Origin of the sequence: Citrobacter amalonaticus (assembly GCF_037053465.1) — a bacterium.
In the GTDB taxonomy this organism is placed as follows: Bacteria; Pseudomonadota; Gammaproteobacteria; order Enterobacterales; family Enterobacteriaceae; genus Citrobacter_A; species Citrobacter_A amalonaticus_H.
The window spans coordinates 309,166-335,033 of sequence record NZ_JBALIF010000001.1 but is presented as its reverse complement, the minus strand read 5'-3'; the positions used below and the strand labels follow the sequence as shown (position 1 = coordinate 335,033).

Here is a 25,868-nt window from a genome sequence, read left to right as displayed (position 1 = left end):
CTCCCTCTTGCAGTCCCGCCCCCATCGCACTATCCTCTGCCGTTATGAAAAGCCCCCGTCTCCCTATCGCCATCCAGCAAGCCGTTATGCGCAGCCTGCGGGAAAACCTCGCCCAGGCCAACCTGAAGCTTGGCCGCGACTATCCGCAACCCAAACTCGTTTATCAGCAACGTGGCACATCAGCCGGCACCGCCTGGCTGGAGAGCTACGAGATCCGGCTCAATCCGGTGTTACTTATGGAAAACGTAGACGCGTTTATCAACGAAGTCGTGCCGCACGAACTGGCGCATCTGCTGGTATGGAAGCGATTTGGCCGGGTGGCCCCGCACGGTAAGGAGTGGAAGTGGATGATGGAGAGCGTACTGGGCGTTCCCGCAAGGCGCACGCATCAGTTTGAACTGCAGTCGGTGCGTAGCCCAACTTTTCCTTATCGTTGTCAGTGTCAGGAACATCAACTGACTATCCGTCGCCACAATCGCGTTGTACGCGGTGAGGCCACCTATCGCTGCGTACATTGCGGTGAACCCCTGATGCCCGTTAAATAAGAACTATCAGGAACATTCCCGAGCTGACTGATTGCATCACACAACAACTTTCGCTACGTTGCGGGCTCGTTTTGATACGGAGTTCGTGATGTACCGTTCTCTTTCTTTTACTGCCGCCCTTTTTGCGACAGTCATTTCAGGCCAGGCGTTGGCTGCAGGTATTAACAATTTTTCCCAGGCGAAAAAAGCAGGCGTCAAGGTAAACGCCGATGTTCCTGGCGACTTCTACTGTGGATGTAAAATCGACTGGCAGGGGAAAAAAGGCGTCGTCGATCTCGCTTCCTGCGGCTATAAAGTGCGTAAGAACGAAAATCGTGCCAGCCGAATCGAATGGGAACATGTGGTTCCGGCATGGCAATTTGGCCACCAGCGCCAGTGCTGGCAGGACGGTGGACGGAAAAACTGCGCCAAAGATCCGCTCTATCGCAAAATGGAAAGCGACATGCACAATCTGCAACCCGCCGTCGGTGAGGTCAATGGCGATCGCGGCAACTTCATGTACAGCCAGTGGAACGGCGGTGAAGGCCAGTACGGACAGTGTGCAATGAAGGTTGATTTCAAAGAAAAGGTTGCCGAACCGCCAGCCCGCGCCCGCGGTGCGATTGCGCGGACCTACTTTTATATGCGCGACCAGTACAACCTGACGCTTTCCCGTCAGCAAACCCAACTGTTTAACGCCTGGAACAAGAAGTATCCGGTCACCGACTGGGAATGCGAACGTGACGAACGTATTGCGAAGATACAGGGAAACCACAACCCTTACGTCCAACGCGCTTGCCAGGCGCAAAAGAGCTAACCTACACTAGCGGGATCCTTGATTAACCCCTTACCCACGCGCTAACGTTGCGTGGGGAGATGACGCGGATTGTTAACTATGCGTATTCCCCGCATTTATCACCCTGAACCCATTACGTCCGGCAGCCAGATTTCCCTGAGCGAAGACGCCGCCAACCATATTGGACGCGTCCTGCGTATGGGGCCAGGGCAGGCGCTGCAACTGTTTGATGGCAGCAATCAGGTTTTTGACGCAGAGATCATTCACGCCAGCAAAAAAAGCGTGGACGTCAGCGTGCTTCGTGGTGAAACAGACGATCGTGAATCGCCGCTGCACATTCATCTTGGCCAGGTGATGTCGCGTGGTGAAAAGATGGAATTCACTATTCAGAAATCGATTGAACTGGGTGTAAGCCTCATTACGCCACTTTTTTCTGAGCGCTGCGGCGTTAAACTTGACAGTGAACGTCTGGGCAAGAAGCTACAGCAGTGGCAGAAAATCGCCATTGCCGCCTGCGAACAGTGTGGCCGTAACCGGGTGCCGGAAATTCGCCCGGCAATGGATCTGGAAGCCTGGTGTGCCGAACAGGATAAGGGGCTGAAACTGAACCTCCATCCCCGGGCCCGCGACAGCATTAACACATTGCCGCTGCCGGTTGAGCGCGTTCGTCTGCTGATTGGCCCGGAGGGTGGACTGTCGGCAGACGAAATTGCCATGACCGCACGCTATCAGTTTACTGATATTCTGTTAGGACCTCGCGTTCTGCGTACTGAGACAACTGCGCTCACCGCCATTACCGCGCTACAGGTGCGTTTTGGCGATCTGGGCTAACGGAGAAGAATAATGATCAAGCTCGGCATCGTGATGGATCCCATCGCAAGCATCAACATCAAGAAAGATTCCAGCTTCGCTATGCTGCTGGAAGCGCAACGTCGTGGTTATGAACTTCATTATATGGAGATGGCCGATCTTTATCTGATTAACGGTGAAGCCCGCGCCCGTACGCGTACCCTGAGCGTCGAGCAGAATTATGACAAATGGTACGAGTTTACCGGCGAGCAGGATCTGCCGCTGGACGCACTCGACGTCATTCTGATGCGTAAAGATCCGCCGTTTGATACCGAATTCATCTACGCCACCTACATTCTGGAACGTGCGGAAGAAAAAGGCACACTGATCGTCAACAAACCGCAAAGCCTGCGCGACTGTAACGAAAAGCTGTTTACCGCCTGGTTCTCCGACCTGACCCCGGAAACGCTGGTCACCCGCAACAAAGCGCAACTGAAAGCATTCTGGCAAAAGCACAGTGACATCATCCTCAAGCCGCTGGACGGCATGGGCGGCGCGTCTATTTTCCGCGTCAAAGAGGGTGACCCGAATCTCGGCGTCATTGCAGAAACGCTCACTGAACATGGCACCCGCTACTGCATGGCGCAGAACTATCTACCCGCCATAAAAGATGGCGACAAACGTGTACTGGTGGTGGATGGCGAACCGGTTCCGTACTGCCTTGCGCGCATTCCACAAGGGGGAGAAACCCGTGGCAACTTAGCCGCAGGCGGTCGTGGCGAACCGCGCCCGTTGACGGAAAGCGACTGGGACATCGCCCGTCGTATCGGGCCGACGCTGAAAGCAAAAGGCCTGATTTTTGTCGGCCTTGATATCATCGGCGATCGTCTGACCGAAATTAACGTCACCAGCCCAACCTGCATTCGCGAAATTGAAGCCGAATTCCCGATCTCCATTACCGGGATGCTGATGGATGCCATCGAGGCACGTTTGCAGAAGTAAGCTGTTTGCTGGATGACGACATCCGGCCTGCCTTTGCAGGCCTGATAAGCGCAGCGCCATCAGGCATTAAGACACCGATGCCGGATGGCGACGCAAGCGTCTTATCCGGCCTACGGTAGTGACATCCGTGCGCTTTACCCACATACTGACCCCTGTTGCTTTTTTGAACCAGGAAACAGAACCTCTGACAATGAATTTACAGCATCACTTTCTTATTGCCATGCCTGCTCTCCAGGATCCGATTTTCCGCCGTTCCGTAGTGTACATTTGCGAACATAATGACGATGGCGCAATGGGGATTATTGTGAATAAACCGCTGGAGAATCTCCAGATTGAAGGGATTCTGGAAAAACTGAAAATCACGCCTGAACCGCGCGACCCGGCGATCCGTCTGGATAAAGCGGTGATGCTTGGCGGCCCGCTGGCGGAAGATCGTGGGTTTATCCTGCACACGCCGCCGTCACGTTTTTCCTCCAGTATCCGTATCTCTGATAACACCGTTATCACCACATCCCGTGACGTCCTCGAAACGTTAGGCACCAATGACCAGCCTTCTGACGTATTGGTCGCGCTCGGCTATTCCTCCTGGGAAAAGGGGCAACTGGAACAGGAATTGCTGGATAACGCCTGGCTGACAGCCCCTGCCGATCTCAATATTCTGTTTAAAACGCCGATTGCCGACCGCTGGCGTGACGCCGCCAGACTGATTGGCATCGACATTCTGACCATGCCCGGCGTGGCGGGACATGCCTGATGAGTGAAACATTACTGGCCTTTGACTTTGGCACCAAAAGCATTGGCGTAGCGATTGGTCAGCGGGTAACCGGGACCGCACGCGCGCTACCTGCAATAAAAGCGCAGGACGGTACGCCTGACTGGAACCTGATCGAACGCCTGATTAAAGAGTGGCAGCCTGATGAAATTATCGTAGGACTGCCCCTGAATATGGACGGTACCGAGCAACCGCTTACCGCCCGCGCGCGCAAGTTTGCCAACCGCATTCACGGTCGCTTTGGCGTCACCGTTACGCTGCATGATGAACGTCTCAGTACCGTTGAAGCGCGCGCAGGGCTGTTCGAGCACGGCGGCTATCGGGCGCTGAATAAAGGGAAGATTGATTCCGCTTCCGCCGTCGTCATTCTCGAAAGCTACTTCGAACAGGGTTACTGACCCATCACTTTCTTAAAGCCTTCCTTGCGCCTGCCGCTGTTGCAGGCTTTGGGCAAAGGTCATCATCCCCATCTGCTGTCCTGTCTGAATCACGTGGGGCAACTGATGGGACTTTCCTTCCCGAATCAAATTCCCCGCCGCCGGGGTATTAATCAGCAGCTCAAACAGCGCGATGCGTCCCTCCTGTTTATCAGGCTCCAGTTTTTGCGACAGCACAGCGCGCAGGCTGCCGGCCAGTTGGCTTCGGACCGGGTCTTTTTCCTGCGCCGGAAATGTGTCGATCAGTCGTTCGATCGCCTGCGCCGCCCCCCGCGTATGCAGCGTTGCCAGCACCAGATGCCCCGTTTCTGCGGCGGTCAACGCCAGGCGAATGGTTTCGCTGTCGCGTAACTCGCCGAGCAGAATCACATCCGGATCCTCACGCAACGCGGCGCGTAAACCCGCCGCAAACGACATGCAATGTAATCCCACCTCGCGCTGTTGGATCAGGCAACGCTCGCTGGCGTAGACATATTCAATCGGATCTTCCAGCGTCAGAACATGACCATCCACATGTTGATTCAACCACGCCACCATCGCCGCCAGCGTGGTCGATTTACCGCTGCCCGTCGCGCCAGTAACTAAAATCAAACCGTTGTCACTGCCAAGCAGCTCAGGCAACACCGGGGGCGCGTCCAGGCTTTCCAGCGTCGGACACTGCGTCGGCAATAGCCGTAGCGCCAGCGAAATCCCCTGCCGCTGGCGAAATGCGCTCGCCCGCAAACGCAGGTTATCGACAAGCGAAACGGCAAAATCGAGTTGTCCGTGCTGTCGTAACGTTGCCTGTTGCCCTTCATCCAGCCAGTGCGCCAGTAGTCCATCAACATCCGATACCGTGAAAGGTGCGCTTTCCATGCGTCCCCGTTTTCGCCAGCGCGCGGGCCACGCATTGCTTAGGTGTAGATCCGAGACATTATGCTTTACACTAAGGGCCACTATTTCTTCCATATTCATACATACATCCTCGGAAAATGAACGATATCGCGCATAACCTGGCACAGGTCCGGGACAAAATCTCAGCCGCCGCATCGCGTTGCGGGCGCGCTTGCGAAGAAGTTACATTGCTTGCAGTGAGCAAAACCAAACCTGCGAGCGCCATCGAAGAAGCCATCAATGCAGGCCAGCATGCCTTTGGCGAGAATTATGTGCAGGAAGGGGTCGAAAAAATTCGCCACTTTCGCGAGAAAGGCGTGAAAGGATTGCAATGGCATTTTATTGGGCCGTTGCAGTCCAATAAAAGCCGTCTGGTGGCAGAACACTTTGACTGGTGCCATACCGTTGATCGCCTGCGCATTGCCACCCGCCTGAGCGAACAGCGCCCGGCGGATATGTCGCCGCTAAATGTACTCATTCAAATCAACATCAGCGATGAGAACAGCAAGTCAGGGATCCCGCTCGCGGATCTGGATGCGCTTGCCGCGGAAGTCGCCAAATTACCCCATCTTCGTCTGCGGGGTCTGATGGCGATCCCCGCGCCTGAGTCAGATTATGTAAGGCAGTTTGAAGTTGCCCGCCAAATGGCGGTAGCATTTACCGGGCTGAAAACGCGCTATCCTGAGGTCGATACCCTGTCTCTGGGGATGTCAGATGATATGGAAGCCGCTATTGCGGCTGGTAGCACAATGGTACGTATCGGCACCGCCATTTTTGGTGCTCGTGATTACACAAAAAATTAAAGAAATCTAAGGAACGCAATGAATACGTTGACCTTCTTGCTCTCAACGGTAATTGAGTTGTACACCATGGTGCTGTTATTGCGCGTGTGGATGCAATGGGCTCGCTGTGACTTTTATAACCCTTTCTCCCAGTTTGTGGTGAAAGTGACGCAACCGATTATTGGGCCGCTGCGTCGTATCATTCCGCCGATGGGGCCGATCGATAGCGCGTCGCTGCTGGTCGCGTTTATCCTCAGCTTTATCAAAGCCATTGTGCTGTTTAAAGTGGTGACATTCCTGCCAATCGTCTGGATCGCTGCGGTGCTGATTGTGCTTAAAACCATTGGCCTGCTGATCTTCTGGGTTCTGCTGGTAATGGCCATCATGAGCTGGGTGAGCCAGGGCCGTAGCCCTGTTGAGTTCGTGCTGATGCAACTGGCCGATCCGCTGCTGCGCCCTATTCGCCGAATTCTTCCGGGCATGGGCGGCATCGACTTCTCTCCGATGATCCTCGTCCTGCTGCTGTATGTGATTAATATGGGCATTGGCGAGCTGCTACAGGCAACCGGTAATATGCTGCTGCCGGGGCTGTGGATGGCGCTATGAGTGCCGTAACACGCTGCGATGACGGGCTGGTTTTACGGCTCTACATTCAGCCCAAAGCCAGCCGTGACAGCATTGTGGGTTTACATGGCGACGAACTGAAAGTCGCCATTACCGCGCCGCCGGTAGACGGCCAGGCGAACAGTCATCTGGTGAAGTTTCTCGGTAAGCAGTTCCGCGTGGCAAAGAGCCAGGTCGTTATTGAAAAGGGCGAACTTGGCCGCCACAAACAGGTTAAAATCATTCATCCGCAACAGATCCCGCCCGAAGTCGCGGCGTTAACTGATTAGGTATCCTATGCAAAAAGTTGTCCTCGCAACCGGCAATGCCGGTAAAGTGCGTGAGCTTGCGTCGCTGCTCAGCGATTTCGGGCTTGATGTGGTAGCGCAAACGGATCTCGGCGTTGATTCCGCCGAAGAAACCGGGCTGACCTTTATTGAAAATGCGATCCTGAAAGCGCGCCATGCCGCACAAGAGACGGGCTTACCGGCTATTGCTGACGATTCAGGCCTGGCCGTTGATGTGCTGGGCGGCGCACCAGGGATTTACTCCGCGCGCTATTCAGGCGAAGACGCCACGGACCAGAAGAATCTCGAAAAGCTGCTGGATACGCTAAAAGATGTGCCGGACGATCGGCGTCAGGCGCGTTTTCACTGCGTGCTGGTCTATCTGCGTCACGCCGACGATCCCACACCGCTTGTGTGTCACGGTACCTGGCCGGGTGTGATCACCCGTGCGCCGTCAGGTAACGGCGGCTTTGGCTATGACCCTATTTTCTTCGTCCCTTCGGAAGGCAAAACCGCCGCCGAACTGACCCGCGAAGAGAAAAGCGCGATCTCACACCGTGGACAGGCGCTGAAGCTGCTGCTGGACGCCTTACGTCATGGTTAAGCTGCCACCGCTGAGTCTTTATATTCACATTCCGTGGTGCGTGCAGAAATGCCCGTACTGTGACTTCAACTCGCACACGTTGAAAGGTGAAGTCCCACACGATGATTACGTCCAGCATCTGCTGAGCGATCTCGACGCGGACGTTGCGTATGCGCAGGACCGTGAAGTGAAGACCATTTTTATCGGTGGCGGTACGCCGAGCCTGCTTTCCGGCCCGGCGATGCAAATGCTGCTGGATGGCGTGCGTTCGCGCCTGAAACTGGCTGCGGATGCAGAAATTACAATGGAAGCGAACCCGGGCACCGTGGAAGCCGATCGCTTTGTCGACTATCAACGCGCCGGGGTGAACCGTATCTCCATCGGCGTGCAGAGTTTTAGCGAACCAAAGCTGAAACGGCTTGGGCGTATTCACGGCCCGGAAGAAGCCAGACGCGCCGCGAAACTCGCCAGCGGGTTAGGCCTTCGTAGCTTTAATCTCGATCTGATGCACGGCCTGCCGGATCAATCGCTGGGCGACGCGCTGGACGACCTGCGCCAGGCCATTGCGCTCAACCCTCCGCACCTCTCGTGGTATCAGTTGACGATTGAGCCCAACACGCTGTTTGGCTCGCGGCCGCCTGTCTTACCGGATGATGACGCGCTGTGGGATATTTTTGAGCAAGGTCACCAGTTGTTAACCGCCGCCGGTTATCAACAGTACGAAACCTCTGCGTATGCCAGACCGGGCTACCAGTGTCAGCACAACCTGAACTACTGGCGCTTTGGCGATTATCTGGGCATTGGCTGCGGCGCGCACGGCAAAGTGACATTCCCCGATGGCCGCATTCTGCGCACCACCAAAACGCGTCATCCGCGCGGGTATATGGAGGGGCGTTATCTGGAAAGCCAGCGCGATGTGGAGCAGGCCGATAAGCCGTTTGAATTCTTTATGAACCGATTCCGTCTGCTGGAAGCGGCACCGCGTGCTGAATTTACGCAGTATACGGGGTTGTCAGAAACGGTGATTCGTCAGCCACTTGATGACGCCATCGCCCAGGGGTATCTGACCGAGTGCGAGGCGTATTGGCAGATTACCCAGCACGGTAAACTGTTTTTAAACTCGCTGCTTGAGCTGTTTCTCGCCGAGTAAAGTCATCAATGTGCGCCGTCATCCGGCAAGCTGCCTGATGGCGATGCGCTTATCAGGCCTACAGAAGATGTCCCACCGTAGGCCGGATAAGGCCTTGCGCCGTCATCCGGCAAACCGCTACCGTCAGTAATTAATACTGATTAAACATCGTCTGGATCTGTTGCGGATCTTTGGTCTGGGTTAACGCCAGTTGCAACAGGACACGCGCCTTCTGCGGGTTCAGTGTGCCAGAGGCGACAAAACCGTACTTCGCATCATCGATTTCCGCATCCTGAGTGGTTGAACCGGTCGGAACACGGGAAGAACGAACCACTACCGTTCCTTTATGTGCTGCAGTCGCCAGCGTATCAAAGACTGTTTTATACAGGTTGCCGTTACCCACACCTGCGCTCACGATCCCCGCGTAACCCGCATCCACCAGCGCTTTAGCCGGAAGATCCGACGCATTTGCATAGTTATACACGATCCCCACTTTCGGCAGTTCGGTCAGTTTAGAGACATCGAAAGGCGTGGAGGTCGTGTGCTTACGCGCCGGCGTGCGCTGATAATCGATTTTGCCGTTATGGATGTAGCCCAGCGGACCGTAGTTAACGGATTTGAAGGTCGCCACATCGGTGGTGTTGGTTTTGGTGACATCACGTCCATCCAGCACGGTATCGTTCATCACCACCAGCACACCGCGGTTAGCCGACGCCTTGTCTGCCGCAGTCACCACCGCGTTATAGAGGTTGAACGGACCGTCTGCGCTCATCCCCGTGGACGGACGCATAGCCCCAACCAGCACCACTGGCTTGTTGCATTTTACGGTCAGATCGAGGAAGTAGGCCGTCTCTTCCATGGTGTCAGTGCCGTGCGTAATCACGAAACCATCAGTACTGTCACACTCGGTATTGATCTTCTTCGCCAGGGTTAACCAGACGTCGTCGTTCATATCCTGGGAACCAATATTGACGACCTGCTCGCCTTTAACGTTCGCGATATCCTTAAGTTGAGGAACGGCCTTGACCAGATTCTCCACCCCGACTTTACCTGCCGTATAGTTGGATTTGGTTGCGGAATCACCGCCGCCGGCAATCGTCCCGCCCGTCGCTAAAATAGTGACGTTCGGTAAAGCAAGCGCAGCACCGCTGAACCCCATCACCAGTGCTGCCAGTGCCGTTTTCCTGAAAAACTCCATGTTATTTCTCCGGTTACGTGAATTTGCCGCATTATCCCAATGCCAGAGATGAATAATGTGATTTCATCCAATTAACCAGACAAATGTATTTTTGAGATTGTTAAATTTAGAGGTGGATATCAAAACGAAGCAGAAAGGCAAAACAAAATGACACAGAGACGATCTGTGCCATTGTTTTATAAGAAAAGTTTATTTCAGGGTGCTGACCAGCGCTTTGCGGCTATCTTCGAGGGTAACAACGCGACTGCATACGTCTTTACCGAACTGCTGGAAATCTTTTTCCTGATTCTTCCACTCGGTCTGAATCGCCGATTGCAAGCCGCCGAGACTGCCAAGCACGCCCTGTAGCGGATTTCCGCCGCCTTTGAGGACCGCTTTCGCGCCCATCTCATTGATGCTGTCCTGCAAAATACCGCCCATCGCCTGATTCACCAGTTGCTGGCCGTCGGCGCGAACCTGATCGATAGCCTTGTAATGGAAGGTCAGACCGTCAGTGCGATGTTCGATAATCCGGTTCATCTGCTCTTTCAACTGGGCATCCAGTTTGGTCAGACGACCCCGCATGTTGCTGCTCTCACCCACTTCTTTGGCAATGATTTTATCCAGCGCCGCACGACCTTTCTCTACCCGGTTACGGGCGCCTTCGTCGATCCACGGCAGCGCGCTGCGCAGTTCGCCCTGGTAATCTTTCGCCTGCTCACGCTGTGCCGCGCTCAGGGTATATTGCTTGCCGTTGTACATCACATTGCCATCCGGCGTGATCACCAGATTGCCGTTTTCACCTTTCACCTGCACCGTTTGCGGGCTCAGAATCACATCGTCACGCGGCGTGACGCTGCACTGATAATCGGCATGAGCGGCCATCGCGGTGACTGAAAGCGCTGCCGCCAGCAGGGTTTTGCGCATCATAACTTTCCCTCAAGACAAATCGGGCCAGCATTTGCTGGCCCCGTATGCTTTGTTAGTCCCACCAAACGTCGAAAAGTTCGCTGGTGCGCACTTCTTCAAGTTTGTGCTCTTCCAGCCACTTACGCACAATCGCCTGATGTTCTTCAGTGCACTTGCCAATCTCCTGCATGCAGATCAGACCTTCCCAGGCCAGATAACCGCTGCCATCAAAGGCCAGCTTGTTTGGTTCAATAACGTCATTGATGAAGTCGTCAACGACCTGATCAACCTGTTCGCCAGTTGTGCCTTCCGGGAAACGCCATGCCACCGAAAATCCTAACTCCTGGAATTCGTCGATGTGCATTTTTTTACGCAGACGACGGCTACGGTTCTTTGCCATTATTTCACCCTCTCGAACATTAAGTCCCATACGCCGTGACCAAGACGATGGCCACGTTGTTCAAATTTGGTTACCGGGCGCGATTGTGGGCGCGGTACATAATCGTGACTCTCTGACAGGTTTTTGTACCCGTCAATGGAGGACATCACTTCAAGCATGTGCTCTGCATAGGCTTCCCAGTCGGTCGCCATGTGGAACACGCCGCCCAGTTTTAGTTTGCTTTTCACCAGTTCTGCAAACGGCACCTGAACGATACGGCGTTTATTATGACGCGCTTTATGCCACGGGTCAGGGAAAAAGAGCTGAACCATGGATAAAGAATTGTCAGGAATCATTTTGTGCAGCACTTCGACCGCGTCATGGCACATCACGCGCAGGTTCTCAACGCCCTCTTCATGGGCAGACGCCAGGCACGCGCCCACGCCCGGGGAGTGGACTTCAATACCGAGAAAATTTTGCTCCGGGCACGCTTTCGCCATCGTCACCAGCGACGCCCCCATACCAAAGCCAATCTCAAGCGTAACCGGCCCTTCACGGCCAAACAGTGCGGCGAAATCCACCTGCTCTTCGCTGAATTCAACGCCCATCACCGGCCAGTAGTTTTCCAGCGCGTGCTCCTGCCCTTTGGTCAGTCGCCCCTGGCGACGAACAAAACTACGAATCCGGCGCAGTGGACGGCCGTTTTCATCAAATTCCGGTGAGATGACGTCGTTTTTCATAAAAGTTAAGTCTGCTTGTGATTGAGGTCTGAAAACGGGCATTATCCAAAGTTAGTTGCCGGATGCAAGTAAAGGAAGAGGTTGCGCTGCGGAAAGTTCCGGTTTACACCCTGTTGCCTCTGTGCTGCAATCTTGCCCCCAACAATGATGAATTCGGTGACCATGCAAGCGTCTCAATTTTCAGCCCAGGTTCTGGACTGGTACGATAAATACGGGCGGAAAACCCTGCCCTGGCAAATTGATAAGACGCCTTACAAAGTATGGCTCTCGGAAGTGATGCTGCAACAGACGCAGGTCACAACGGTTATCCCCTACTTTGAACGGTTTATGGCGCATTTCCCAACGGTAACCGATCTCGCCAACGCCCCGCTGGACGAGGTGCTTCACCTGTGGACAGGACTCGGTTATTACGCCCGGGCGCGCAATCTGCACAAGGCCGCCCAGCAGGTTGCCACGCGACATAACGGCGTATTCCCGGAAACGTTTGATGAAGTCGCCGCCCTGCCCGGCGTCGGGCGTTCAACCGCCGGTGCGGTACTCTCTCTCTCGCTGGATAAACCTTTTCCGATTCTCGATGGCAACGTCAAACGTGTGCTGGCACGCTGCTATGCTGTTAGCGGCTGGCCGGGCAAAAAAGAGGTCGAGAAACGGCTCTGGGATCTGAGCGAACAGGTTACCCCGGTGAACGGTGTGGCGCGTTTCAACCAGGCGATGATGGATTTAGGCGCGATGGTTTGCACGCGCTCTAAACCCAAATGTTCGCTGTGTCCTTTGCAGAATGGCTGTGTCGCCTCAGCCAACGACAGTTGGTCACGCTATCCTGGCAAGAAACCCAAACAGACACTGCCAGAGCGGACGGGATATTTTCTGCTGCTACAACATGAGGATGAGGTTCTGCTGACGCAGCGCCCGCCCAGCGGATTGTGGGGAGGGTTATTCTGCTTCCCACAGTTCGCCAGTGAAGAGGAATTACGGGAATGGCTGGCGCAACGGCATGTTAACGCTGATAATTTGACCCAACTTAACGCGTTTCGCCATACGTTCAGCCATTTCCATTTGGATATTGTGCCTATGTGGCTTCCTGTGTTCTCAGGCGCTTCATGCATGGATGAAGGCCATGCGCTCTGGTATAACTTAGCGCAACCGCCATCCGTTGGCCTGGCGGCTCCGGTGGAGCGTTTATTACAGCAGTTACGTACCGGTGCCCCCGTTTAACGCACCGGACGATAAAGAGGATTTGTTATGAGCAGAACGATTTTTTGCACTTTCCTGCAACGTGAAGCAGAAGGCCAGGATTTCCAGCTTTACCCGGGCGAACTGGGCAAACGCATTTATAACGAGATTTCGAAAGAGGCGTGGGCGCAGTGGCAGCACAAGCAGACCATGCTTATCAACGAAAAGAAACTCAATATGATGAACGTCGAGCACCGTAAACTGCTGGAACAGGAGATGATTAACTTCCTGTTTGAAGGTAAAGATGTGCATATCGAAGGTTATACACCGGAAGGTCAATAACGCCTGTAGCGCTAATTTTCCAGGCCCGATAAGCGCTGTGCCATCGGGCAATGCAACGAAGCCGGAGGCGGCGTAAACGCCTTGTCCGGCCTACGCGGGCTCGATCCGTAGATCGCGCAATGATTACGCCATCCGGCAAAATGGCACAACAACAAACACAACATGCACTCCCGGAATGATGAAAAAATTTCTCGCGCTTGCCGTTATTGTGCCGTTGCTCATCTCCTGCTCCAGCTCGACTAAAAAAGGCGATTCTTACAACGAGGACTGGGTCAAGGATACCAACGGCTTTGATATTTTAATGGGGCAGTTTGCCCATAATATTGAAAATCTGTGGGGCTATCAGGAAGTGCTGATTGCCGGTCCGAAGGACTATGTAAAGTACACCGATCAGTACCAGACCCGCAGCCATATCAACTTTGACGACGGTACCCTCACCGTTGAAACTATCGCCGGGACAGAACCCGCTGCGCATCTGCGGCGCGCCATCATTAAAACCTTGCTGATGGGCGATGACCCCGGTTCTGTCGACCTTTACTCGGATGTCGATGATATTCAGATTTCCCGAGAACCCTTCCTCTACGGTCAGGTGCTGGATCACACCGGTCAGCCGATCCGCTGGGAAGGGCGTGCCACGCAGTTCGCCGATTATCTGCTGAAGACGCGCCTGAAAAGCCGCAGTAACGGGATTCGCATGATCTTCAGCGTGACGATTAACCTGGTGCCGAATCACCTGGATAAGCGGGCGCATAAATACCTCGGAATGGTACGCAAAGCGTCGCATAAATACGGCGTCGATGAGTCATTGATTCTGGCGATTATGCAGACGGAATCATCCTTCAACCCGTACGCGGTGAGTCGCTCCGACGCGCTGGGCCTGATGCAGGTGGTTCAGCATACCGCTGGTAAAGATGTTTATCGTTCCCAGGGGCGTTCCGGTATACCGAGCCGCAGTGAATTGTTTGATCCTGCCAGTAACATTGATACCGGCACTGCGTATCTGGCGATGCTTAGCAACGTCTATTTAGGCGGTATTGATAATCCAACCTCACGCCGTTATGCGGTGATCACGGCCTATAATGGCGGAGCGGGCAGCGTCCTGCGCGTCTTCTCAAATGATAAAATTCAGGCAGCGAATATCATCAACAGCATGACGCCAGGGGATGTGTATCAGACGTTAACCACGCGTCACCCTTCGGCTGAATCACGCCGTTATCTGTATAAAGTGAATTCTGCACAAAAATCTTATCGTCGGAAGTAATCTTCAGCCCCATTCAGCGGGTTTTCTCGCTGAATGGGGTCTAAAAGCGTTAACCCCGTCACCTTTTCGCATTGCAAAAAGATATTGTTTGCAAATATTTGTCACAGGTAACAAAAAATCACCGGCAGTCATTGATAAAATCACATCATATTGCAACGGCGTTTGTGCCAATCGGAACATCCATCCGCATTCTGATGTGAGGAAATTAACATGAATCTTAAGCTGCAGCTGAAAATACTCTCCTTTCTGCAGTTCTGCCTGTGGGGAAGTTGGCTGACCACCCTCGGCTCCTATATGTTCGTCACCCTCAAATTTGACGGTGCGTCCATTGGTGCCGTTTATAGTTCTCTCGGGATCGCGGCGGTTCTGATGCCGACGCTGCTAGGGATCGTGGCGGACAAATGGCTAAGTGCAAAATGGGTGTACGCCATTTGTCACGCAGTCGGTGCGGTGACGCTGTTTATCGCCGCCGAAGTCACGACGCCCGGGGCGATGTTCTTTGTGATCCTGCTTAACTCGCTGGCGTATATGCCAACGCTGGGGCTTATTAACACCATTTCCTATTACCGTTTGCAGAACGCAGGTATGGACATTGTTACCGATTTCCCGCCAATTCGTATCTGGGGCACCATCGGTTTCATCGCCGCCATGTGGGCAGTAAGCTTCTCCGGTTTCGAATTGAGCCATATGCAACTGTATATCGGCGCGGCGCTCTCTGTGGTGCTGGTGCTGTTTACGTTGACCCTACCGCACATTCCGGTGGCGAATCAGCAGAAAGATCAGAGCTGGACGGAAATGCTGGGCCTGAATGCCTTCGCCCTGTTTAAAAACAAGCGTATGGCAATCTTCTTCATCTTCTCGATGATGCTGGGCGCAGAGCTGCAGATCACCAACATGTTTGGTAATACCTTCCTGCACAGCTTTGATAACAATCCGATGTTCTCCGGCAGCTTTATCGTTGAGCACGCGTCGGTGATGATGTCGATTTCACAGATCTCCGAAACGCTGTTCATTCTGACCATTCCGTTCTTCCTGAGCCGCTACGGTATCAAGAACGTGATGTTGATCAGTATCGTTGCGTGGATGCTGCGTTTTGGCCTGTTTGCTTACGGCGACCCAACCCCGTTTGGCACTGTGCTGCTGGTTCTGTCGATGATTGTGTACGGCTGCGCCTTCGACTTCTTCAACATCTCAGGTTCGGTGTTCGTTGAGAAAGAGGTTCCCTCGGAAATTCGCGCCAGTGCGCAGGGCATGTTCCTGATGATGACCAACGGCTTCGGTTGTATCCTCGGCGGTGTGGTGAGCGGGAAAGTGGTGGAACATTACACGCTGAACGGTATCACCGACTGGCAGACCGTATGGCTGATTTTTGCCGGTTATTCGCTGGTTCTGGCCTTTGCCTTCGTGGCGATGTTTAAGTACAAACACGTTCGCGTTCCTGCCGGTACGCAGCCAGTCGCACATTAATCTCCTGCCGGATGGCGCTTGCGCTTATCCGGCTACACCGTACACCAGGCCGGATAAGCGCAAGCGCCATCCGGCCTTCGTCATCGATTACTTCAAAACATACCCGTACAGCCGCTTAATCCCGTCCGTATCTGTTTCACTGTAAACGCCCTGTAGCTCCGGTGAGAAGCCAGGCAACATATTGACCCCCTCTTCCAGCGCCAGGAAATAACGCTGCACCGCACCGCCCCAGACTTCGCCGGGTACAACGCACAGCACGCCCGGAGGATATGGCAATGCCCCCTCCGCCGCGATACGCCCATTCGCATCACGTATACGCACCAGTTCAACATCACCGCGAATAAAAGCACTGTTGGCGTCCTGCGGATTCATTACCACTGGCGGTAAACTGTCCTGACGGAACATCGCTTTTTGCAGATCCTTTACGTCAAAACTGACGTAAAGGTCATGCATCTCCTGGCACAGTTCGCGCAGCGTGTAGCCGCGATAACGCACCGGATATTTATTGAAGATGGTCGGCAGCACGTCAGCAAGCGGCGTGTCATCTTCAATGTGCTGTTCGAACTGCGCCAGCATCGCCACCAGGTGCGCCATCTTGTCGGCGCTTTCCGCAGGAGTCAGCAGGAACAGAATCGAGTTGAGGTCGCATTTCTCCGGTACGATGCCGTTTTCACGCAGGTAGTGCGCCAGGATGGTCGCCGGGATACCAAAATCGGTGTAGCGCCCGGTTTGTGCGTCAATGCCCAGCGTGGTGAGCAACAGCTTACACGGGTCAACAAAGTATTGGTCGTCGGCATACCCCTCAAATCCGTGCCACTTCGCCCCTGGTTCAAAACTGAAGAAGCGCCGCTCGCGGGCAATCACCTCCGTGGGGTACGACTGCCACGCCTTCCCGTCAACGACCGGAGGGATAAACGGTTGCAACAGCTTACAGCTTGCCAGGATAGCCTTACGCGCCTCAATCCCCAGCATCACGCATTCGGCCCACAGACGTCGACCGCTCTCACCTTCATGAATTTTGGCGTTCACATCCAGTGCGGCAAACAGCGGATAAAAAGGGCTGGTAGAAGCATGCAGCATGAAGGCGTTGTTCAGCCGCTTGTGCGGGCAAAAACGCGCCTGTCCGCGAATGTGATTATCTTTCTTGTGGATCTGCGAGGTCTGCGAGAAACCCGCCTGCTGTTTATGCACCGACTGGGTGACGAATATTCCCGGATCGTTTTCATTTAGTTCCAGCAGCAGCGGCGACCCCTCGGCCATCATTGGAATAAACTGTTCATAGCCGACCCAGGCGGAATCAAACAGGATGTAATCACAAAGATGCCCTATTTTATCGATCACCTGGCGGGCGTTGTAGATTGTGCCGTCATACGTCCCCAACTGGATAATCGCCAGCCGGAAAGGACGCTGTAGCTCCGCCTTCTCTGCCGCCACTTTACGGATCTGGTTTCGCAGGTACGCTTCATCAAAGCAGTGCTCGTCAATCCCACCGATAAAACCAAACGGATTGCGTGCCGCTTCCAGGTATACAGGCGTCGCGCCTGCCTGAATCAGCGCACCGTGATGATTTGACTTGTGGTTATTGCGATCAAAGAGCACCAGATCGCCGCGTGTCAGTAACGCATTCGTCACCACTTTATTCGCCGCCGAAGTGCCGTTGAGAACAAAATAGGTCTTATCGGCATGGAAGACTTTAGCGGCGAATTTCTGCGCATGTTTGGCGGATCCTTCGTGGATCAATAGATCGCCCAGCTTCACATCAGCATTGCACATATCTGCACGAAAAACGTTTTCACCAAAGAAATCATAGAAATGACGCCCGGCAGGATGTTTTTTAAAGAATGCGCCGTGTTGATGGCCAGGACAGGCAAACGTGCTGTTCCCCATTCCCACATACTGCGTCAGCGTGTCGTAAAACGGCGGCAGGAGATCGTCTTCATACAGACACGCGGCAGATTCCACCTCCAGCCACTCCTGTGCATTGCCGCTGATGACAGCCGTCACATCGGCGGGCTGGTCGATTTTCTCTTCGGTGAGAATAAATACCGGCAGATGAAAACCCGTGCGTTTTAGCAACGCCAGGATGCCGCTTCGACTGTCGGAAACGGTAATGACAACCGCTGCGACGTCGGTAAAGTCGGTACTGTCCAGCGCCACAACGCCACGGTAAGTAGATAAACGTGAGACCAGTTCACTACTGGCGGCAATGTTCATTGATTTCATAAGCGCAAAAACCCGTTTCGGGAGAGTGAAAGTCCCGGACAAAGCACTATGCCTTGCCCCACGAGATGTTGGGTCAAACTGGTCACCAGCTCCGACCGCCAGACATCAGTAAAAGCAGACAGCCTCTGATTTTACTGTTGTCCTGCGATGAGCATGCGTTGCCCTCACCGCATGGTGAGGAAAGAGAGAAAATGGGTAAGAAGGCGCGCGCCTCGCGCTAAGCGGCGATGCTGAAGATGATGTGAAAGTGTGGCGTTCATCTCATGCAATCCCAGGATGACTGGAGAAAATTCGCGCAATCATGGCACCTTTAAACAGGAGGGGCAAGATCTAATTCTTATGCACACCTGTTGCGGTAAAACAACACGGAAAATGAGAATCAGGGCATAATAATGCAATCAGACCAAATAAGTATCAGGAGCTTACGTGATAATTAGTCCCTTTATAAAGGCCAGCGCCGTACTGGTGGGTGGCGTTACACACCAACGATGATGGCGCTTTCCACCGCCTGGAGCGCATTTTTCGCCTGAGAATGTGTGCAATAACAGCAAAGTGGTGATAGATTGTGCAGTCTGCGTTGATTTGAAGAAATTTCGTTGACGAAGCGAGGCGGATCGGTTTTAATGCGCCCCGTTGCCCGGATAGCTCAGTCGGTAGAGCAGGGGATTGAAAATCCCCGTGTCCTTGGTTCGATTCCGAGTCCGGGCACCACTATTTAGTTTCATGGCGTCTCTATGAGTCCTGAAACGTTAAAAAATCAGCAAGTTAAAGAAGCCCGATGGTATTCAACAATGCCATCGGGCTTTTTAGTATCTATAGTTTTTAGGGGCCTGTCGGTTCGATAAACTCTGGCAACATGATATTGGTCAGTGGATATGAAAAGCGTTGTTTGTAGATTTCCCCGAGATGTTGATTTTGTGAAGGTAAATCTGCTGTTTTTTTAGCCTATCCTCTCTATTGTTAAAGGCGGTATTCCTCTGGCGTCATGTTATTCCGCAACTCATTGACTTAGTCTATATTTAATAAAAAATAAATTAACCCCGATTATTAATAATGGCCCATCTTTAGCTCAGGTGTGAATTATGTCAAAACAGCACCTGAAATTTAAGCCAATATAATTTAGTCTATTTAGACTTTGACTTAATTTTAGTCCTGATTAATACATATAACTGATGATTTTCTTGATCAGGCTTAAGGTGTTTAGAACCGTTTTTATCTAAAAAATAGTGCAATGCCTGCCCCCCGTAGATTGAACGATCGCATTGTCTGCTATATAGATAATTAACTTCTTGAATATCTGGATTTAAAAGGGAATTTAAATGAATAAAAGCTATAATATTGTCTGGAATCCGGCAAGAAGCATGTACATGGTCACCTCCGAACTCGCGCGGGGAAGTTGCCGTGTCCACAGTCAGCGATGGACTGCGGGGTTAGCCCTGGGCGCTATTTTTTCATTCATGAATACCGCCTGTGCCACTGAAATTGGCCCTCAAACGGGAGCCAGCATTACTTTGCACGATGGCGATACGGTCACTTCAACTACCGGCGGCATCGGTATCGCCAGTACCACGGCTGGCGGCAGCGGAGTCCAAATCAACGGTAAAGCAGTGATTAATATCACTGGCACTACAGACTCCACTGGCATCATGCTGCGCAATGGCACTAACAATGATCTCGGCACCGGGACACAAATTAATGTCACAGGTACTTCACCATATTATATTGAAAGTACTGGGATTTATGTCAACAATGACACTACAGGGGCCGATACGAATATAACTGCCAGCCAGCTCCAGATTAATGTGAGTAACGGAAGTGGCAGCGCTTATGGTATTGACGACTCGTCATACCATAATTCAGTTGACCTGGGAACGGGAAGCTCCGTTACGGTCAAAACAACCAGCGGTTATGCCACCGGGATCGCTACGAGAGGCAGTACTTTCAGTATGGATGGCGGCTTCGTTCAGGTCACTTCTAATACAGGGTACGTCACAGGTGTCAATATAGATGCCGCAACACCTGGGCTGGCAAGTGGCCAGCCGGTCACAACCCCCGCCATCACAACGCTGGATAACAGCCGAATTAAGGTCAGTACCAGCGGCAGCGGAGCCGGTCTTAATGTTAATGGCCGTGGGCTGGTCAGCGGCGATCATCTGACCGTGAATGCCTCCGGGAGCGGCACGATAAATAGCGTTAGGCTAGCTGGTGGTGTTCTTGATCTCGGTTCGGGCAGCTACCTTACCGATGACAGCCTGGGTGAAACCATCCGGATGTCCGGCGGCGTGCTGAACGCCGACTCGCTGACGCTGACCACAGCACAAAGTACTGGATTGTTCGCCTCCGGAGCATATGAGTCTACGGTGGCTAACATTGGCGAAGGAAGTGTTATTGACGGTAGAAATGCCACTGGCGTCACCAGTGGTATTCGTGCCGCAGCGGTCAACGGTCTGACCAGCCTGGTTAACTTCAAAGGCACCGAACAAAACCGTAATGCCATTTATGCGGTTAACGGTTATGGCGCCTCGGCGCAGCTTTCCGGCGGTATCATCAATCTCGCCAACACCGATATCACCATGACCTGCAATGACAACAGCAGCACGTATGGACTGTGGGCTATGGCGGGTGGACATATTACAGGTGAAAACCTGAATATTGACATGACAGGCACCGGGAAAAATGGCTATGGCGTCGCCGTTTCGCTGGGGGGCTCGATTGATCTGAGCGGCAATACCACCATTACTACCCGCAGTGGCGGCGCCGCTATCTGGATCCCGAATGGCATCGTTGATGGTAAAGAGATCAACAGCGGCACGATTACCGGCAGCGGGATAATGAATATCACGGGCGGTATCATCAATAATGGCAAAGGAACGATTGATCTCACGATGGATGCGGGTTCTTCCTTTACCGGGGCGACCGCCATCAATGCCGCGCTGGGTGTGGATTCCGTATTAAATCTGACACTGGCCGATCGCAGCCAGTGGGCGCTACGCGGCGCCTCTTCATTAAGCACGCTCGATAACGCCGGGACAATGACGTTTGCCAGAGGCAGTTCGCTGAATGCTAACAAACTGACCCTGGAAAGCAGCAGCGAACTGGATGTGGCGCCGACTGCACTGGCCCAGGGTCCGCTGATTACCGGCGGCGATATCACTCTTGCCGGCACGCTCAACATTACCGGGCTGGATACTCTCACCTCTGATGTGCAGCAACAGCAGTTGCAACAGGTTACCCTGATTGATGCTGATACGGCGATTAAGGGGGATTTTGATAATCTGTCGGTATCCGCGGCGGGTGTGCCAGACTATCTTACCGTCGGGGGGCGGGTGAATACCGCCGATAACACGAAGTATGACCTCGGCGTCGGCCTGAGCTGGTACGCGGACGGTGCATTAACCAGCAGCCCGGCACACGGCACTTTCACGCTGGAGGCGGGCAAATCGTTTGAAGTGACACAGGCACTTATTGACGTGGCGGCGCAACCTGCCACCGGCTGGGATGGCAAAACGCTGACCAAAAAAGGCGCGGGCACGTTAATTCTTTCCGGTGACAACACTTACAGCGGCGGTTCAGTGATTGAAGACGGCACCCTGCTGGCAACCAGCCTTAACGCCCTGGGCAGTGGCGATATCAGCAACAGCGGCCTGTTAACACTGGACGCTGGCGGGCAGTTTGCGCTCAGCCAGAATCTCACCACTCACGGCGGCGGCACCACACAGATTGCGACGGACAGTTCCTTGCAGGTGGGCACACTGACGCAGGAGAGCAACAGTACGCTGGATGTGCAGATAGATTTATCCTCAGCTGATCCGATGATCACCGCGCAGCAGGCAAATCTCGACGGCGCGCTGAATATTTCCGGGATTTCCGGCGAGATTAACCGCGATGGAAAAACGGTCACGATCATTGATGCTGACCAGGATATCAACGGGGATTTTGATACTCTGACTGTCGCCGGCACCCCCGCCGTTCAAGTGGATTTCCTGACCATCGAAGGGCGCGTCAGCCGGACCGACGCAACGCAGTATAATCTGACACTGGGACTGAGCTGGTATGCCGACAGCAGCAACGCCCTTGCTCCGGCACATGGCACATTTACCCTCAATAATCCCGACGGCAGTTTCAAACTGGGTACTGCCCTGGTGGATGTTGCCCCCAGCCCGACCACCGGCTGGGATGGCAAATCGCTGACCAAAAAAGGCGCCGGGACGCTGATCCTGACGGCGAAGAATACTTACAGCGGCACCACCGATATACAGGCGGGCACGCTGTGGCTGAGCAGCACAGGCGTGATTGGCGCAGCAGGCAGCCAGCAAGCGGTGAATGTAGCTCAGGGAGCGACTTTTGGCGGCGATAACGGTACCGTCAACGGCAACATCAATAACCAGGGCGAGCTGCGTTTTAACAACCTACTGACCGTTAATGGCAACGTCACCAACAGCGGCAGTCTGGTCAGCGGCGATCGGCCCGGCTCCACCGGCCCGGTAAGCAGCACACCCGGTAACACACTGTTGGTCAACGGTAATTATACCAGCACGGGGGGGACCCTGACACTTAACACTCAGTTGGGTGATGACAACTCGCCAACCGATAAACTGGTCGTCACGGGCAACACGGCGGGGAATACCACGCTGTATATTAACAACGCGGGAGGAGAAGGAGCGGATACCGACCAGGGCATCGAAGTGGTGGATGTCGGAGGCCAGTCCGACGGCACTTTTACTCAGGGCAATCGGGTGCAGATTGGCGCGTATGAATATCGCCTGTATGACGACGGCGGCGACTGGTACCTGCGTTCCAAAACCGATGATAACGGTGATGGTGGCAACGATACGCCGCAGTACAGTCCGGATACAGGGGCTTATCTTGGCAACCAGTGGATGGCGCGCAGTTTGCAAATGCAGACGCTCTATGATCGTGAAGGCAGCCAGTTCCGGACTGAGGATGGCAATGTCTGGGCGCGCTTCAAAGCGGGTAAGGCAGAGTCCCAGGCTGCGGGTGGCGGCATTGATATCAATAACAATTATTCGCAGTTCCAGCTCGGTGGCGCTGTCGCCGCGTGGAGCGATGACGTGCGGAGTCTGACGGCTGGTGTGATGGGCAGTTACATCAACGCCGATACTGACAGTACCGCCAGCCGTGGTGCCGACGGCAGCCAGTTTTCAGCAAAAGGTAACGTGGACGGCTACAGTCTTGGCCTCTATGCCACCTGGTTTGCCGATGCGAAAAACCACCGTGGCGCATACATCGACAGCTGGTATCAGTACGGTATCTACAACAATAGCGTGGATAACGGCGAACTGGGCGACACGCATTATGATTCCAGGGCCAGTGCCGTCTCGCTGGAAACGGGTTATCGCTATGATATTGCATTGCAAAATGGTAACACCATTAGCCTGACGCCACAGGGACAAATCATCTGGCAGAACTATACTGCCGACAGTGTGAATAACGCCAGCGATGTGCATATCAGAGGCCAAAACGGTGACAGTTGGAATTCGCGTCTCGGTCTGCGTGTGGACGGCAAATTGCCCAAAGACAACGGCACTATCCAGCCGTTTGTTGAAGCTAACTGGCTGTATACCTCAGACGATACGGCAGCAGTCTTCGACAATGCAAAGGTGGCGATGGAACTCCCTTCCAGTCGCGTCGAGCTGAAAGCGGGTATCCAGGCGAATATCAACAAACAGTGGAGCATCACCGCTCAGGCGGCGGGACAGAAGGGCCGGGACGACTACAGCGATCTGAACGGTAGCCTGAATCTGCGCTATAGCTGGTAATGCGCTGGACTATCCCCACTACCTCATGGCGTTATCTCTAAAGCGCCTGATTCAACATATCAACTAAGCGTTCAATGCCGGAGTGGTGAATCACCACCCGGCAGGCAAGTCAGGTATGTTTTTCCCTTTGTTCCTCGCAACACAGGATAAATAACGCCAAAACACGCAGAACCTCTCCCACCGCCAGCGATGAAGATTGCGACTCACGCTGCTTCATTATCATCATTAAAAATGTACTGATCGTTCCTGATACACATCCGGTTATTTGCGTATTTAAGTAACTCATACCTATCAGGTTCACCAGCAATTATGGTTGTTTGAGAAGACTAATGAGTCAAACGGTCATAACTATTGACTTCGTATGTGTATCTGTATCGTCAAAAAAGCAGCGAATTATGATGATTCTCACAAAAGGAATGACACTATTTTTTATGTCAACACGCTTTAGCTAGCCTCAAACATAAATTTTCAGAGAGGGCTTCGTAATGGATAGCGGACAAAGTGAAAAACTGAGGTTAAAAACAGTTGTAAGTTATACATTAGGCGGCATCGCTGATAATACCATTTTCGTTATGATTGTAACGTTTTTGATGCTGTATTATACAGATACAGTAGGTATTCCTGCTGCTACCGTTGCGACGATATTTTTAATCACTCGCATCTGGGACACGTTTTCAGACTTGATTTGGGGATGGATCTTCGATAATACCCGGACACGATGGGGAAAATTCCGCCCGTGGTTGCTTTTTGGTGGTATAGCCTGCGCGCTATCCTTAATTGCAACCTATTCTGTCCCGGCTCTTTCAATGACGGGGAAAATTGCCTGGGTATATCTGACTTACTTTATGTTAAGCACGTCTTATACCTCATTTGACGTGCCTTATTGGGCGCTCTCAACGGTTCTGACCCGTGATTCCGATGCACGTAACAGACTGGTGTTTATTACCAGAACAGCCGCTATGTGCGGGCAATGGTTAGCCAGCCTGATTACATTGCCGTTACTGGCTCTGATGTCAAACTCATGGAGCAGGGTGTCAGTTATTTATGCTCTCTTCATTTTGATTTGCGCAATCATTAATTTCATGAATACCAGGGAAATTAAGACGGCGGAACATACATCTCCACACCATTCGCCAAAAGTCTATGGCGAACTACTGACAAAAAATAGGCCGCTGATTATTTTGATGTCTTTTTGGTTTATCTTTAACCTGGTCATTTCGTCCCGCGTTGGCTTCGGGTTGTATTACTTCAAGTACATTTTCAATAGCGAAACGGCGATGGCGTCCTATCTTGGGCTATCTACATTTCTGGCATTGATTGGCGCGGTTGTGACTGCGCCTTTATCGCATAAACTTGGGAAACTGAATTTGTGTCGATTAACCTCAGTCCTTTTAGGTCTGACCTGCATTATTCTCTTTTTTCAAAAAAATAGCACTGCATCATCTGGAGTGTTATTACAAAGTTTACCCAGTTTTTTCCTCGGTATGCTAGGCGTGGTTTTGGGTGCAATGCTACCTGACACCGTCGCCTGGCACGAGTATACGGAGAAAAAATGTGTTGAGGGAATGATATTTTCACTCAATTTATTTCAGCTAAAATTATCAGGCGCTATTGGCGGTTCCGCTACGGGCTATATTCTGGCGTTTGTGAATTATGTTCCTAATGCACAACAGGGAGCATTTACTCTCAATGGCATTAATGCATCATTCACGCTGATTCCAGGCATCCTTTTTCTGCTTTCCACATTCATTCTGGCATTTTACGATCTCTCTGAACGTCGGAACAAGGAAGTCTCTCTTGAATTAAAATTACGTGACGGCAGTGCAAGAGGATAAATATA

The 25,868-nt window shown here is 53.0% G+C and carries 23 protein-coding genes and 1 tRNA gene; 18 read left to right on the top strand and 6 right to left on the bottom strand.

Annotated features, from left to right (window positions below; translation table 11 throughout):
* Positions 1–44 precede the first annotated feature (44 nt).
* The 6 genes from WB371_RS01580 (at position 45) to ruvX (ending at position 4,281) form a co-directional block, all read left to right on the top strand.
* Positions 45–545 carry a SprT family zinc-dependent metalloprotease gene (locus WB371_RS01580; protein ID WP_336218373.1) on the top strand — a complete coding sequence of 167 codons (501 nt, stop codon included), beginning with the start codon at positions 45–47 and terminating at the stop codon, positions 543–545.
* A gap of 88 nt (positions 546–633) precedes the next feature.
* The gene (gene endA, locus WB371_RS01575; RefSeq protein WP_336218372.1) at positions 634–1,341 is read left to right on the top strand and encodes a deoxyribonuclease I; all 708 of its coding nucleotides are present in this window, start codon (positions 634–636) and stop codon (positions 1,339–1,341) included.
* A 78-nt stretch (positions 1,342–1,419) separates the two neighbouring features.
* The gene (gene rsmE, locus WB371_RS01570; RefSeq protein WP_336218371.1) at positions 1,420–2,151 is read left to right on the top strand and encodes a 16S rRNA (uracil(1498)-N(3))-methyltransferase; all 732 of its coding nucleotides are present in this window, start codon (positions 1,420–1,422) and stop codon (positions 2,149–2,151) included.
* A 12-nt stretch (positions 2,152–2,163) separates the two neighbouring features.
* Positions 2,164–3,111, top strand: coding sequence for a glutathione synthase (gshB, locus tag WB371_RS01565; RefSeq protein ID WP_336218370.1), 948 nt, complete (start codon positions 2,164–2,166; stop codon positions 3,109–3,111).
* Positions 3,112–3,301: 190 nt separating this feature from the next.
* Positions 3,302–3,865: a YqgE/AlgH family protein gene (locus WB371_RS01560; RefSeq protein ID WP_336218369.1), complete on the top strand. Its 564-nt coding sequence runs from the start codon at positions 3,302–3,304 to the stop codon at positions 3,863–3,865.
* Positions 3,865–4,281: a Holliday junction resolvase RuvX gene (gene ruvX / locus WB371_RS01555; protein ID WP_336218368.1), complete on the top strand. Its 417-nt coding sequence runs from the start codon at positions 3,865–3,867 to the stop codon at positions 4,279–4,281. Before WB371_RS01560 ends, ruvX begins: the two co-directional genes overlap by 1 nt.
* A gap of 12 nt (positions 4,282–4,293) precedes the next feature.
* Here the strand turns inward: ruvX and WB371_RS01550 are convergent, their stop codons facing one another.
* Entirely contained in the window at positions 4,294–5,274 is a 981-nt protein-coding gene (locus WB371_RS01550) for a type IV pilus twitching motility protein PilT (protein ID WP_336218367.1), read from the bottom strand.
* A gap of 17 nt (positions 5,275–5,291) precedes the next feature.
* On the opposite strand from WB371_RS01550, the gene WB371_RS01545 reads away from it, so the two are divergent.
* From WB371_RS01545 to hemW, 5 genes are read left to right on the top strand one after another with little or no spacing between them, the layout of a single operon-like run.
* Complete coding sequence (locus WB371_RS01545; protein ID WP_336218366.1) at positions 5,292–5,996, top strand: YggS family pyridoxal phosphate-dependent enzyme; 705 nt, start codon at positions 5,292–5,294, stop codon at positions 5,994–5,996.
* A gap of 18 nt (positions 5,997–6,014) precedes the next feature.
* Positions 6,015–6,581: a YggT family protein gene (locus WB371_RS01540; RefSeq protein ID WP_336218365.1), complete on the top strand. Its 567-nt coding sequence runs from the start codon at positions 6,015–6,017 to the stop codon at positions 6,579–6,581.
* Positions 6,578–6,868, top strand: a complete 291-nt coding sequence (gene yggU / locus WB371_RS01535) for a DUF167 family protein YggU (RefSeq protein WP_044255664.1) — start codon at positions 6,578–6,580, stop codon at positions 6,866–6,868. The genes WB371_RS01540 and yggU overlap by 4 nt, the downstream gene beginning before the upstream one ends.
* A gap of 7 nt (positions 6,869–6,875) precedes the next feature.
* Positions 6,876–7,469 carry an XTP/dITP diphosphatase gene (locus tag WB371_RS01530; protein WP_336218364.1) on the top strand — a complete coding sequence of 198 codons (594 nt, stop codon included), beginning with the start codon at positions 6,876–6,878 and terminating at the stop codon, positions 7,467–7,469.
* A complete protein-coding gene (hemW, locus tag WB371_RS01525; RefSeq protein ID WP_336218363.1) occupies positions 7,462–8,598 on the top strand; it encodes a radical SAM family heme chaperone HemW in 1,137 nt (378 codons plus the stop codon). The genes WB371_RS01530 and hemW overlap by 8 nt, the downstream gene beginning before the upstream one ends.
* Positions 8,599–8,728: 130 nt before the next feature.
* On the opposite strand, the gene ansB is transcribed toward hemW, so the two are convergent.
* From ansB to trmB, 4 genes are all read right to left on the bottom strand, one after another.
* The gene (ansB, locus tag WB371_RS01520) at positions 8,729–9,775 is read right to left on the bottom strand and encodes an L-asparaginase 2 (protein WP_336218362.1); all 1,047 of its coding nucleotides are present in this window, start codon (positions 9,773–9,775) and stop codon (positions 8,729–8,731) included.
* A gap of 189 nt (positions 9,776–9,964) precedes the next feature.
* Entirely contained in the window at positions 9,965–10,684 is a 720-nt protein-coding gene (locus WB371_RS01515) for a DUF2884 domain-containing protein (RefSeq protein WP_336218361.1), read from the bottom strand.
* A 52-nt stretch (positions 10,685–10,736) separates the two neighbouring features.
* A complete protein-coding gene (locus tag WB371_RS01510; RefSeq protein ID WP_336218360.1) occupies positions 10,737–11,063 on the bottom strand; it encodes a YggL family protein in 327 nt (108 codons plus the stop codon).
* Positions 11,063–11,782, bottom strand: a complete 720-nt coding sequence (trmB, locus tag WB371_RS01505; RefSeq protein WP_336218359.1) for a tRNA (guanosine(46)-N7)-methyltransferase TrmB — start codon at positions 11,780–11,782, stop codon at positions 11,063–11,065. The genes WB371_RS01510 and trmB overlap by 1 nt, the downstream gene beginning before the upstream one ends.
* 162 nt (positions 11,783–11,944) lie before the next feature.
* Here trmB and mutY point away from each other — a divergent pair, with 162 nt between their 5' ends.
* The 4 genes from mutY to WB371_RS01485 all read left to right on the top strand — a co-directional run bounded on the left by mutY (position 11,945) and on the right by WB371_RS01485 (position 16,025).
* A complete protein-coding gene (mutY, locus tag WB371_RS01500; protein ID WP_336218358.1) occupies positions 11,945–12,997 on the top strand; it encodes an A/G-specific adenine glycosylase in 1,053 nt (350 codons plus the stop codon).
* Positions 12,998–13,024: 27 nt separating this feature from the next.
* Positions 13,025–13,297 carry an oxidative damage protection protein gene (locus WB371_RS01495; RefSeq protein ID WP_336218357.1) on the top strand — a complete coding sequence of 91 codons (273 nt, stop codon included), beginning with the start codon at positions 13,025–13,027 and terminating at the stop codon, positions 13,295–13,297.
* Positions 13,298–13,475: 178 nt separating this feature from the next.
* Positions 13,476–14,558: a membrane-bound lytic murein transglycosylase MltC gene (mltC, locus tag WB371_RS01490; protein WP_336218614.1), complete on the top strand. Its 1,083-nt coding sequence runs from the start codon at positions 13,476–13,478 to the stop codon at positions 14,556–14,558.
* A 210-nt stretch (positions 14,559–14,768) separates the two neighbouring features.
* Complete coding sequence (locus WB371_RS01485; protein ID WP_336218356.1) at positions 14,769–16,025, top strand: nucleoside permease; 1,257 nt, start codon at positions 14,769–14,771, stop codon at positions 16,023–16,025.
* An 87-nt stretch (positions 16,026–16,112) separates the two neighbouring features.
* Here the strand turns inward: WB371_RS01485 and WB371_RS01480 are convergent, their stop codons facing one another.
* Positions 16,113–18,248, bottom strand: coding sequence for an ornithine decarboxylase (locus WB371_RS01480; protein WP_336218355.1), 2,136 nt, complete (start codon positions 18,246–18,248; stop codon positions 16,113–16,115).
* A gap of 635 nt (positions 18,249–18,883) precedes the next feature.
* On the opposite strand from WB371_RS01480, the gene WB371_RS01475 reads away from it, so the two are divergent.
* From WB371_RS01475 to WB371_RS01465, 3 genes are all read left to right on the top strand, one after another.
* Positions 18,884–18,959, top strand: a tRNA-Phe gene (locus WB371_RS01475).
* 608 nt (positions 18,960–19,567) lie between these two features.
* Positions 19,568–24,028 carry an autotransporter outer membrane beta-barrel domain-containing protein gene (locus tag WB371_RS01470; RefSeq protein ID WP_336218354.1) on the top strand — a complete coding sequence of 1,487 codons (4,461 nt, stop codon included), beginning with the start codon at positions 19,568–19,570 and terminating at the stop codon, positions 24,026–24,028.
* 485 nt (positions 24,029–24,513) lie between these two features.
* Complete coding sequence (locus WB371_RS01465) at positions 24,514–25,863, top strand: glycoside-pentoside-hexuronide (GPH):cation symporter (RefSeq protein WP_336218353.1); 1,350 nt, start codon at positions 24,514–24,516, stop codon at positions 25,861–25,863.
* Positions 25,864–25,868 lie beyond the last annotated feature (5 nt).